This is a genomic window from Lactobacillus sp. RTP31084st1_F9_RTP31084_210423 (genome assembly GCF_040919545.1).
Taxonomy (GTDB): Bacteria; Bacillota; Bacilli; order Lactobacillales; family Lactobacillaceae; genus Lactobacillus; species Lactobacillus paragasseri.
The window spans coordinates 348,874-361,558 of the sequence record NZ_JBCOVH010000001.1; the positions used below are offsets into that span (position 1 = coordinate 348,874).

Annotated in this window: 11 protein-coding genes; 9 read left to right on the forward strand and 2 right to left on the reverse strand. The window is 28.0% G+C overall.

Features of this window, described 5'->3' with window-relative positions:
• Positions 1–3: 3 nt before the first annotated feature.
• The 4 genes from AB5359_RS01805 to AB5359_RS01820 are packed head-to-tail and all read left to right on the forward strand — an operon-like array spanning position 4 to position 4,775.
• Complete coding sequence (locus tag AB5359_RS01805) at positions 4–909, forward strand: glycosyltransferase family 2 protein (RefSeq protein ID WP_048686510.1); 906 nt, start codon at positions 4–6, stop codon at positions 907–909.
• Positions 906–2,219, forward strand: a complete 1,314-nt coding sequence (locus tag AB5359_RS01810) for an O-antigen polymerase (RefSeq protein WP_048686512.1) — start codon at positions 906–908, stop codon at positions 2,217–2,219. The genes AB5359_RS01805 and AB5359_RS01810 overlap by 4 nt, the downstream gene beginning before the upstream one ends.
• 10 nt (positions 2,220–2,229) lie before the next feature.
• Positions 2,230–3,342 (forward strand): UDP-galactopyranose mutase, encoded by a 1,113-nt coding sequence (glf, locus tag AB5359_RS01815; protein ID WP_048686513.1) that lies wholly within the window; start codon positions 2,230–2,232, stop codon positions 3,340–3,342.
• Positions 3,343–3,347: 5 nt separating this feature from the next.
• On the forward strand, positions 3,348–4,775 hold the full coding sequence (locus AB5359_RS01820; RefSeq protein ID WP_048686514.1) for a flippase: 1,428 nt from the start codon (positions 3,348–3,350) through the stop codon (positions 4,773–4,775).
• Positions 4,776–6,137: 1,362 nt separating this feature from the next.
• Here the strand turns inward: AB5359_RS01820 and AB5359_RS01825 are convergent.
• Positions 6,138–6,245, reverse strand: coding sequence for a helix-turn-helix domain-containing protein (locus AB5359_RS01825; RefSeq protein ID WP_126327956.1), 108 nt, complete (start codon positions 6,243–6,245; stop codon positions 6,138–6,140).
• Positions 6,246–6,838: 593 nt separating this feature from the next.
• Between AB5359_RS01825 and AB5359_RS01830 the strand changes: the two genes are divergently transcribed.
• From AB5359_RS01830 to AB5359_RS01845, 4 genes are all read left to right on the forward strand, one after another.
• Positions 6,839–7,711 (forward strand): hypothetical protein, encoded by an 873-nt coding sequence (locus tag AB5359_RS01830; RefSeq protein ID WP_048686518.1) that lies wholly within the window; start codon positions 6,839–6,841, stop codon positions 7,709–7,711.
• Positions 7,712–7,795: 84 nt separating this feature from the next.
• Positions 7,796–8,578 (forward strand): hypothetical protein, encoded by a 783-nt coding sequence (locus AB5359_RS01835; RefSeq protein ID WP_126327899.1) that lies wholly within the window; start codon positions 7,796–7,798, stop codon positions 8,576–8,578.
• 98 nt (positions 8,579–8,676) lie between these two features.
• On the forward strand, positions 8,677–8,910 hold the full coding sequence (locus AB5359_RS01840; protein WP_048686523.1) for a hypothetical protein: 234 nt from the start codon (positions 8,677–8,679) through the stop codon (positions 8,908–8,910).
• 92 nt (positions 8,911–9,002) lie between these two features.
• On the forward strand, positions 9,003–9,137 hold the full coding sequence (locus tag AB5359_RS01845) for a hypothetical protein (RefSeq protein ID WP_256323104.1): 135 nt from the start codon (positions 9,003–9,005) through the stop codon (positions 9,135–9,137).
• A 63-nt stretch (positions 9,138–9,200) separates the two neighbouring features.
• Here AB5359_RS01845 and AB5359_RS01850 read toward each other — a convergent pair whose 3' ends face one another.
• Positions 9,201–9,365 carry a helix-turn-helix domain-containing protein gene (locus AB5359_RS01850; RefSeq protein WP_232001006.1) on the reverse strand — a complete coding sequence of 55 codons (165 nt, stop codon included), beginning with the start codon at positions 9,363–9,365 and terminating at the stop codon, positions 9,201–9,203.
• A gap of 294 nt (positions 9,366–9,659) precedes the next feature.
• On the opposite strand from AB5359_RS01850, the gene AB5359_RS01855 reads away from it, so the two are divergent.
• Positions 9,660–12,665, forward strand: a complete 3,006-nt coding sequence (locus AB5359_RS01855) for a DEAD/DEAH box helicase (RefSeq protein WP_048686525.1) — start codon at positions 9,660–9,662, stop codon at positions 12,663–12,665.
• Positions 12,666–12,685: the final 20 nt, after the last annotated feature.

Genomic DNA, 12,685 nt, shown 5'->3' on the forward strand with positions numbered 1-12,685 from the left:
AGGATGAATATAAAAGTTGATGGTGTAGTAGTAACGTATAATCGATTATCGTTGCTAAAGGAGTGTCTGACTGCTTTGTTAGATCAAGAATATCCATTAAATAAAATTTATGTTATAAATAATAATTCGAGTGATGAGACTGCCTCTTATTTGAGGAAGATTAGTAAGAAGTACCCCACAATTATACCGGTAAATCTTAAAAAGAATGTTGGAGGTGCTGGTGGATTCAATGTAGGTCTAAAATTTTTTATGAAAAAAAGTAACGCTGCTTATGCGTGGATAATGGATGATGATACAATTCCTTCTAAATCTGCATTATCTAACCTCATCAATAAAATTTCGGATATTTCTAATTTGGGATTTTTATGTAGTAACGTAAAATGGAAAGATAATACTGCTGCACAGATGAATGTTCCACAAACAGAAGAAAATTGGAATGAAAAGGCTGATTTAGGTTTGATTAAAGTTAAATCAGCATCATTTGTATCCATTTTATTCCCACGTGAAGTAATCAAAAAAGTAGGTTATCCAATTACTGATTTCTTTATTTGGGGTGACGATGTTGAATTTACTTCTCGAATTACGAAACTTGGTTTTGAAGGATATCTTTCAAACGATTCTATTGTTGAACATAAAATTAAAAATAATATTGCTACTAATATAGTTTTAGAAAAGGATATTAATCGAGTCAAAAGGTATTATTATGCAAATAGAAACTATATCTACACTAATAGAAAATTAGGAAGTAAAAAGGAACTCTTTAAAGCATATATTAGTAAGGGAATTTTTGAACCAATTAAAATTCTTAAAAATGCGGAAAATCATAAGTTTTATCGATTAAAGGTTTCCTTCAAAGGGACTATAAAGGGAATGACGTTTCATCCAAAAGTGGAGAAATATAGAAAATGATAGTTCTCACTTTAACCCTATTTATTCTAACTATATTATCTTTTTTTACAAATAATAGAAAATTTACAGCACCTTCTTTTCTATATAGTATTTCGTTTCTTTTTGCTAGTTTTTTTGCTTTATTGAATGAAAAAAATTGGATGTTAAATTTAAATCATACAACTTTTTGGATAATAGTCTTGAGTGTACTTGAATTTATTATAGTATGCTTATTAGTAAAATGGATTATTAAAATAATAGAAAATAGTTATATGAAGGAAAAAGATGTAGGGATAAGTATTTTTAACTTTTCAAAAGGGAAAAAGCAATTTATAGCAATTGAGATAGTACAATTTCTTTTTATTATTTTAAGCGCATTAATAATAATGAAAGTAACTGGACAATCAAATTTAGCAAGTGCAGTGAACACTTTGAATTATAGTAATAATGGTTTTATTTCGGTTGATGTTAGTCTTCCGACATATGTTAACTTGATGTTAAACTTTAACCAATATATAGGAATAGTTGGAGAATATTTATTTGCTGAAAGTTTAATATTAAAGCGAAAGTTTAATATCTGTTTATTTATTGAAGTATTACTTACTTTAGCCTCTTCTCTATTGACTGGAGCCAGAGGTGGAAGTTTAATGTCGTTAGTAAGTATTATTATTTTCTTATTTATGTTTATTTATAAAGATAAAAGATATAATTCATTACGAATAGGAAAATATGTTTTAATAGTAACGACCTTAATAATTATAGTGTTATTTTTGTTGCAGTGGTCTGCTAGCTTTGTTGGAAGAAATGTTGAGTCTTTTAAGGGCTTTGAATATATCTCTATTTATGTAGGTGCAGAAATAAAAAACTTAGACACATTTATAACTACAAATGCATTTCCTATCCATGGACAAGTATTTGGCGAACAAACTTTTTATTCGATTATAAATTTTGCAATTAAGCATTTAGGATTAAATTTAGCTAATTATAAATTAGCATTACCATATCAATATGTTAACGGAATTAGTTTAGGGAATGTTTATACTACATTATATCCTTGGCTGTATGATTTTGGTTTTAATGGAGTTGGTGTTTTAACTGCTTTAATGGCAATTATTTCTGAAATTTTTTATAGTATTTCTGAAAGAAATACTATAAAAATAGCGCCAATTAGTCGATTGTTTTATGGAGGAATTATTGCTCCGACAATCGTATTTTCATTCTTTTCAAATAAATTTTATGAAGCTTTTGATGTAATTACATTATGTATTGCATTAATAATTTGGTGTTGGTTTAATGCTGTTTTTGATAAATATAAACAGAAAATAAATTAGGAGTGGAAACATGAAGTATTTAATAGTAGGCTCAGGTCTTTTTGGAGCAGTGTTTGCTCATGAAGCAGCAAAACGTGGTAATAAAGTTACTGTAATTGAACAAAGAGATCATTTAGCAGGAAATATTTATACTAAGGAAGTTAATGGCATTCAAGTTCATCAATACGGAGCACATATTTTCCATACATCAAATAAAGAAGTATGGGATTATGTACAACAATTTGCTGAATTTAATCGCTACACTAACAGCCCTGTAGCAAATTACTATGGTAAAATGTACAATTTACCATTTAATATGAATACCTTTAGTGAAATGTGGGGAGTACGAACTCCTCAAGAAGCTATGGATAAGATTAATGAACAACGTCAAGAGATGAGTGGTAAAGAACCACAAAATCTAGAGGAACAAGCAATTTCTTTAATTGGTCGTGATATTTACGAAAAATTAATTAAGGGATATACCGAAAAGCAATGGGGTAGAAAAGCTACAGAATTACCAGCATTTATTATTAAAAGACTTCCAGTTCGTTTAACTTATGATAATAATTACTTTAATGATGACTATCAGGGAATTCCTAAAGGTGGTTACACCCAAATAGTGGAAAAAATGCTTGATAATGAGAATATTGAAGTTAAGCTAAATACTGATTTCTTTGATAAAAAGGATGAATATTTAAAGAATTTTGACAAAATTGTTTACACGGGCATGATTGATAAGTTCTTTGGTTATAAGTTAGGCGAACTAGAATATCGTTCCCTTCGTTTTGAAACTGAAGAAAAAGATGTAGATAATTATCAAGGTAATGCAGTGATTAACTATACTGATGCAGAGACTCCATATACACGTGTAATTGAACATAAACATTTTGAATTTGGTAAGGGTGATAAAGACAAGACCATTATTACTCGTGAATATCCTGCTGATTGGAAACGTGGAGATGAACCATACTATCCAGTTAACAATGAAAAAAATAATACTTTATATAAACAATACAGAGATTTAGCTAAAAGAGAAAACGATAAAGTTATTTTGGGTGGTCGTTTAGGCCAATACAAGTACTATAATATGGATCAAGTAATTGCAGCTGCTTTAGAATCTGTAAAAAACGAATTTGGTGAATAATTTTTATGAAGGTCATTAAGAATTACCTTTACAATGTTGGCTATCAAGTTTTAGCAATAATAGTACCTTTAATTACATCAGCATATGTCAGTCGAGTTTTAAGACCAGAGGGTGTCGGTGCTAATTCCTTTACTAACTCCATAATTCAATATTTTATCTTATTTGCAAATATGGGTATTGGATACTATGGAAATAGACAAATAGCCTATGTGAGAGAAAATAGAGAGCAAATGTCGAAAACTTTCTGGGAAATCCAAATAGTTAAAACAATTATGACTCTTTATGCTTTTGTGGCATTTGAGATTTTTATGATCTTCTATACTCGACAACCTGAGTATATGTGGGCACAGTCCTTAAATTTAATTGCAATTGCATTTGACATTTCATGGTTTTATGAAGGAATAGAAGATTTTAAGGTTACAGTTCTAAAAAATTCATTGGTGAAAGTTTTATCAATGATTGCCATATTTTTGTTTATCAAAGGGCCTAATGATGTAACTTTGTATATTATTGTTCTTGCTCTATCGACATTAATTGGTAACTTAACTTTATGGCCAAATATTAGACGTGATCTTGGTAAAGTTTCAATTAAGTTTTTGAATCCGTGGCAACATTTTTTACCTATGGCTGAATTATTCATTCCCCAGATTGCAACACAAGTGTATGTACAACTTAACAAGACCATGTTAGGGGTCATGGCTAATGAAACGGCATCTGGGTATTACCAATATTCAGATAATTTAGTTAAGTTGATTTTGGCGTTGGTTACAGCAACGGGAACAGTTATGTTGCCACATGTTGCTAACGCAGTTGCGCATGGTGATATAAATAAAGTTAATCAGATGCTATATAAATCATTTGACTTTGTTTCTGCTGTTTCTTATCCCATGATGTTTGGATTAGCAGCTATTTCTTTGACTTTAGCGCCAAAATATTATGGTCCGGGATACGGACCAGTTGGACCAGCAATGATGATTGAATCTATTGTTATTTTAATCATTGCTTGGAGTAATGTATTAGGAGTCCAGTATTTATTGCCAACGCATCATCAAAAGCAATTTACTATTTCTGTTACTTTGGGTGCAGTTGTAAATTTAATTTTGAACATACCATTAATTAGACTATGGGGATTGACAGGTGCGATGTGGTCAACTGTTTTCTCGGAAATTTCAGTTACACTATATCAAATGTGGGCAGTTCGCCATATGCTTAATTTTAAGGAATTATTTGCTGACTCGTGGAAGTATTTCATTGCCGGTTTAGTAATGTTTATACCTGTTTTTTGGATGAATACCCATTTAAGAAGTTCTTGGTTGATGATGGGGGTAGAAGTTCTAGTTGGGATAGTTATCTATGTTGGACTTTTATTTATCTTACGTGCCAAAATACTTGATGAAGGTAAGGAACTAGTTGGAGAGAAGCTGAAGAAATAGTCTTTAATAAAATTGATAGGATAACAACTTATAGTGTTAAAAAATATAATAAATACGATACACCAAATTTTTAATGTAGTTAGTAAAAACTTAAAAAGTATAGGATTTAAGGCTGGACGTTTAAGATTTAATAGATTAAAAATCATAATGAGTATAGTTTTAAGAACAAACAAAAGTTTGAATTGCAACAAAAAGAATATGTAAATTTTTGGATGTATAGAATTTTTATTATGTGGATAGTTCTTTATCTTCTGATTTACTTTATTTTTATTTTACAGGTAATACCCCAAAATTTATTTATACAACGTATTTTAGGAATTATGGTTATAATAATTTTAGCCATAATAATTATTGTTCTTTTGATTATAGAATGTATAGGACACCTGATGATGTCATATATATTTGGAGTTCCATTATTGGCCTTCCTACTGACATATGTGATCTGTAGTTGTATAAAACATTCTCAAGTTATACTTTTTGCATATTTTATTGTTTGTTTGATATCGTATAGTTTCTTTATCTTTATACTACCAATAAATATCTTCAGAAAAATAACTCCTCAAATTGTATTTCTTCCAATTATTAGTAGTATAGTAGTTCAATTGATTACTAATTATAGGGATGTAATGCTTAATTACACAATGAGTGGCATAACTGATAAAGTAAGCAACTCTTTTTTTAAAGATAACTTTATGCCTATAAAAAGTAAATCTGATTTTATAAAATGTTTATATGAGATGTATATTTATTTGTTGAAAGAAAAACAAATATATTTTATAATCAATTAGCTGAGCTATGTGGAGGAATTACACTAACATTTTTAATTGGTGGGATTATTGTAACTATAAGAACGCACTACTTAGATTCAAAAGCTGATAAAAAATGGAAAAATATAATTTATTCTTCTAGTGTTAAGTATAATGACTTAATAGAGTGTGCTTATATTGGTGGCAGAAACTATGAGAATTTAATATTAAGTAATGTAGATTTCATAAAAATTATTAAAGACGAGGAAAAAGATATTTCAGAAGAAAAATCATGGAAAGAGAGAATGAAAGATTGGTTTAAATCTATGTTTAAACGTTGACATTTTGAAATAAATCTTTTAAAGTACAGAATTAAGGCTGGTGTCAAGCAATCTTAAATAAGAGATGAACTACAACACTTATTTTACAAACAACCTAAAGTAGGGGATGAAGTGTAACATGACGATGTTATGATTTACCTCTTACTTTTTTGTTTAAAGTTAAAGGCTGTTTTATAAATCCTGTTGATGGATAGTTTTGAATAAAAATCAGGCAACTTGAAAATAGTTGTTTGATTGGTTTTCTTTGATGATATTTTCTTCTAGTCTGATTCTAATTAATAAATGTGAATCCAGCTGTAGACCTGTTGATAGGAAAAGTTAAATCTAACAGAAGCTTCTGAATAATTTTTATCATGATTAAGACAGTATTGAATAATTTGAATTCTTTCTTGCTGGGGTGTCGTTCATCTTACTTATAGTTATATAAGTCTCCGGATGTGGAATATAATCCCAATTTCTATATGACTATTATACTTGGAAATCCATTTTCTTACTGTGGCAACGCTTTAATGCCATATTTATTAGCTAAAGAAGCTAATGATGTTTTACCAGTTAAATATTCTTGAACAATCTTTTCTTTAAGTTCTTTAGAGTAATTATTGTTATATCGAGCATGACTTAAGAAAGAAGCTTGATTGCTTTGATAATGTTGTTATCGGTAACAAAATGGTCTTGGGTATGTTAAGTTGTTAATTAGTTATTTCAACAGAGCTCATATTGTCATTTAAATATTATTCAACTGTCTCTTTCTTTTGTAGAGAATTTTTGGAAAACATTGAATTAAAGTGTAAAAAGATGTAAAGTTATATTGCCGAATCATTAAAAGGCTCTAAGAGCCTAAATAACTGTGATCTGTTTATTATAGAGGACAGTTTTAGATTAGGAATTAGACAACTAGAAATAGTTGCTTAATTCCTTTTCTTTTACGATAATTTTGTTTATTTATTAATTTTAATAGATTAATCAGGAGAAGATCATGCAAATTCTGAATTTTATATTGAGTATTCTGAATTTTATATTGAGTATTATAGAAGATACTGCTTCTAGTATTTTCTCTAATTTTATATTAAAACGAATTAGAAAGAATAAAAAAGATAATAAAGAAGAATGTAAAAAATCTGTAGATGAGAAAAAGTATAAAACTGATTTTGCAAAAAGAATCGATCAGTTAATGTTTTTAATTAATCAAGAGAAATATTATGGTTTTGAAGAATTAAATCTTAGCAAACTAGCTGAATATTTAAATTTAGAATCTGTAGAAATATTAAAGCAATATTATAAAGAATCAAGAGAACCGACGTTTCAATTTATTGATTCAGTAGCTGAAAAATTAGGCGTTAATCACAATTGGCTAAAAAATGGAGAGGGCGAGCCCTTTTTATCAACGCATTATCATTTGCCGGAATATAATAATATATCAAGAAATGACAGATTTATATTTGCATTTAGGAATTCTCAAGATAAAGAATTTATTTTTGTTAAATATTATTTAGACGAAAGTAAACGCTATAAATATATCACTTATATAAAGAGTGTACCGTTTAATAATGAAATAGGCTATGGGGGATTATCCGTTCTTAAAGATGCCTTTAAAATTTTAAAGAAAATAAATTCGTATAATCCTAGTGATCTTGAAATGATATGTAAGCTTTCGAATGATGAATACGAAAATTTGAGGTTGGGTAAGATATATCCCGGTAAAGTACTTAATTATAAAGTTAGTCCTGCAACATTTTTACTTGATGATTTTATAGATCCAACAGGTGTGACAGATGATGACTTTATAGAATTTTACGGATCTGAAATTTTTAAATTAAGAAATAAGTTGTATAAGTATATGAAGAAGTAACTATAAAACTGTATTTAAGGAAAAGCGTGTATGATTAGTAGGCGATTAGCAAACATAAGAAAATTTTGTAAATCTAAGAGTAACATGATTGGAATTAGTATATCTCTAATAGTTGCATTTGGTATATTTAATTTTATGTTAATAGGTATGTTTATACTCAAAGCTAACATTATAAGTTCACTTTTGTTAACGATGATAATAGTTTTGATATTTTTTCTTATTTTAATAGTAGTCTTGTCTCTGAATTCTTTTGTCGATCGGTTACGTGTACTTTCAAATAATTTTCACTTAAAATTTTTACAAATATCTAATATTCTACTTATTATTATATTTCTATTTTATATAATAATGATTCTTAGATCTCTATTTATTGTTACTTTGCTTGGTAAAAAAATCTTTGCAGTAATTGGAGTAATTACTACATTATTTAGTTTTTGGATCGGCTCATTAAAGAAAGTACAGTTATTAAATGTTTTAATTGTTGCAGAAAATGTGCAATATTGTAGTAATGAGTATAAGTTAAATGGAGAAACGTATTTTAAGGTAAGAGCACAGTGTGAAGGCAATAGTGAAGATATTATTGAATTCGCTGGATTTTGTTTAAGTAAAGATTTTAATATAATTGAACAAAAAGAATCTGAATATAAAAATTTAATATATAAGCCGTTTATTAATAATGTGGACGTAATTACTATACCCGAAAAAATAGAACCACATAAATTGAGTTCATGTATTGAAATATCTGTTAAATCAATTAAAGATAAATGCAAAGAAGAAGGTATTACTTTAGAAGAAGATAATAAAGTTTATATATTATATAAGGATTCAAAAGAAAATTATTTCGGAGCCGGCGTCGTTTTAAATTAATAAAATGAGAGAGTATATATATTGAATTTAGATAATATTTTAGGCCATTATTATCAGTATTTAATAATATAAAGCAATCAAAATCGTCTAAGAAAAATTTGGAGTACAAAAAAGAAGTAGTTAAAAATAATGCGACTTTAAAGAAGATAGAACTAAATAATGAAAAATCTCAAAATGAAATTACCGAGAAGTTAGCTGTTACTATGCTATTACCGTATTTAGAATTGGATATAAATAAAAGCAGAAATTACGTAACAGGTGAAACTCCTAATATTAAAGGAAAATATCCACAATTTTTTAGTGAAACTCCATTGAAAAACTACAATTTGTAATGGCATTATTTAAGCATTTTCATTTATGAAAAAACTACTTTAACAAATGAAAAAATAGCATAAAAGATTTTAAAAAGGAAAGATAAATTATAATGATTAAATCAACAATTTTAGAATCATTAAAGTTTTATAAAGAATATTTAAATGGAAATGATAGCCATGTTGAAGCGGTTGAAGTATCCAATCAGAACAGTGGAAAAAACTCAGAAATTAAAAAATCCTGCTAAATCTTGGCATTAATAAACCTTGATTTAGTAGGATTTTTCTTTTGAGTAGAAGTCCAAAATTAACTAAAAAGAGACTTTTTTCCTAGACACTTTTACTTTATCTTGATATTGTTTAATTCTTCTATTTATTTGTCTAATAGAAATGCCTAGATTTTTAGCAGCCCTATGTTTGTTCCCATTATGATCAATAAGATCTTTAATGACTTTATACTGTTCTTCATATTTCATAGTTAAATAAATCCTCTTCACTTAATCCATAACCTCCAATAAAAGAGATTATGACATAGTTAATATCTTATTGGGACATTTTCCTAAGTTAACAGTTAAGACATTATCACTTGTTAATCACACAACTAATAAATATAAACAATAATTTTGTTGAAAAAAATATATAGTTGTGATAACATGAGCTGTAGCCTTTCTGGTGTAATGGTATTGACTACATAAATAATAAAAAATATAATAAACGACAGATTTGCGTGAATCTGTCGTTTTTATATTATTAAAAAAGTTAGGTAAGTCATGAACAACAAAAATGATATTTTAAATTCTTGGATTTTAATGGAACAATTGGCTGAAGGAAATGTCAATACAAATAGAAGAGATAAGAATGCAGCAAAGCGATTTGATTCAAGTAGAAGTGCTAAATATGGCTTTTACCAATACTTCCGCTGGTGTGTTAAGCAAAAATTTAAAGATCGAAAACGTGATAATCCAGGAATTATTTTTTATTTAAATACATTTAAATTTAAAGAAATTATCGATATTATAATTCGAAAATATAATTTAGAAGATTTAGAAGTTGGGTTTAATGAAGAGCAGCTAAAGTTTAGTATAGCTATATGCTTTGATAAAGATATGAAATTGTTAGAAGATAAAACTTTTATAACTATGAGTAGCTATATTTTAGCTCAAAACGATCTGATCAATGATCAAGATGAATTTAAAAAATTTGAAAGCTCCATCAAAAATAAAATCCATGAATTATTTAGTTTTCAAAATGACGAACTTTCTCAAGAAAATTTTGAATTGTATTTTAATCAAGTATTTGAAGAAATAATAGATAATTTTGCTTTTAATATTTATTGGTCAATTGTTGGAGATATCGATACGGATGATATTAATTTACATTCGTTCTTTCTTGATGATTTAATTTTAGCTAAAAAAAGTAAATCACCGCATTTAATTAAATATTTGGAAGGTATATCCAACAATTCACGAATTAATCTAGATCCACTTAAGAATATAAATGAGTTTAAAACTATTCTGCAACCTAAAAATTACCCTCTAGGACATTTTTTGAGTAAATATCCTAGTTCTTTAATGCAACAGGTAGCAGTTAATTTAGTTATTAATGAAAAAAATGATATTCAAACTGTTAATGGTCCTCCTGGTACTGGAAAGACTACTCTATTAAAAGACATATTTGCTGAACTTATAATTCAGCAAGCAAAAGAAATATGTAATTTAAAAAATAAAAATGTTTCTTTTCTATCAAATAGTAAAATTGAACAGCCGCAGTTACCTGTGCAGTTAGCAGATAAGAATATTGTTGTTGCATCATCTAACAATGGTGCCGTTCGAAATATTGTTGATGAGTTGCCTCAAATTCCCGAAGAAAAAGACTCATTTACTGAGATAATTGAAAAAATAAAATCTGTGGATTATTTTTTTGATCTGGCTAATTCTAAAAAACAGAATAATAGATGGGGATTGTTTTCTTTAGAAGGTGGTCGTAAAGAAAACATGAATCGGATTATTTCGATAATTGATCAAATGATTAAAGAATTAAAAAGTAAAAACTTTGTCTCTGATGTAAAAGTTTACGAAAAATTTTTGACGCAATTCAATAAATTAGAACATAAAAGGAAGACATTACAGGGATATGCAGATAGATCAGTACAAAGAAAAATTTGGAATAAAAAAGTAAAAAAATATGATCTAAAGCTTGATGATAAAGGAGAGATAATTTCATCTAATTTGGATTTGAAATTAAGGGATGCAAAGGAAAATATAAGTTTATATCATCAACAATATGATCAATTACAGACTGAAATAGAAAATAGAAGAGGACTATTTAGTAGATTATTTAGGCGAAAAAAGGAGAAGAATGAAGATAGATTAAAAATCGAAAAAATAAATCATAATTTGGAGAAAGAAACTAAACAAAAGCAATATCTAGAAAAGAAATTGCATAATTTGGAGAATGAAAGTTACCTAAGATCAATTTACAGGTTTATAGCAAAAGAGGTAAAAATACCAAATTATAAGCGTGATTTCTATAAAGAAGAAAACTATGAAGATTTTGAAAACGAATCTTATTGGTATACTAGTAATGATCTTAAAGAAGAATCTTTATTATTTATTTTAGCTTTAAGAGTGAGAAAACAGTTTTTATATGAAAATAAAGAATCTTTAAGTAAGGCACTAAAGAATTGGGAAGACCAGGATAAGCGCGTAAAGGAGAATCAAAATCAAATCACTTTGTTTGCTTGGCAATGGATTAATTTTGCTATTCCTGTAATTGGTACGACGTTTGCTAGTTTTCATCGAATGTTTAGAAATTTAGGTACAGATTCCATATCAAATTTATTTATTGATGAAGCAGGACAAGCTATTCCTCAATCAGTTATAGGGGCACTACTTAGAAGTAAAAGAATAGTTGCTGTCGGAGATCCTGCACAGATAAAACCAGTTAACTCTTTGGACTCAAAGATTATATCACTTATAAGAGATCGAATTTACCATGTAGATGAAAAGTTTGTTTCTGCAAATGCTTCAGTACAGACGCTTATGGATCAAGCAAGTAAATATGGATATTATAGAGATAGAAATAAGTGGATAGGAATTCCATTATGGGTTCATCGTCGCTGCCTTAATCCTATGTTTAGTATTTCTAACGAAATTTCATATGATAATAAAATGGTTTTACCTACTGAAGTAAAGGAAGATGAAATAAAAGCTGATATAGAAAGACAAATGTCAGGAATTGCAGGGTCAGCTGATTGGATAGATGTGTCTGGTCGATCCGATGGAAATAAATATGTCGAGAGACAAGCAGATGAGTTATGTAAGTTAATTTACCGTTTGGTACAAAAAAAAGCCAATCCTTTTAATGAAAAAGATATATTTGTTATTACTCCATTTAAAAATGTAGCTCAAAAGTTGTCGAAAAAGCTCAAAGTTATTGATTTAGGGTACGGTGATCAGATTAAATTTACGAGATATAAAGATGGAAAGCCAACTAATATTGGTACAGTTCATACTTTTCAGGGAAAAGAAAATGAGGTAGTGTTTTTAGTTTTGGGCACTTCTAAGAAAGAAAAAAATGCTGCTTCCTGGGCAGTTAAAGAACCCAATATCATAAATGTTGCAGCTACTAGAGCTAAAAAGTGGTTTTATATTATTGGAGATAAGGAGTTATATAAATCTCTACATTCACCTTCAATTAATAAAACTATAAATATAATTGATGAGTATAAGAAAAAAATAGCCGAAAATACAAAAATTGAACAAGGTAAAAGGTAATTTAAAACCTATTGAATGAT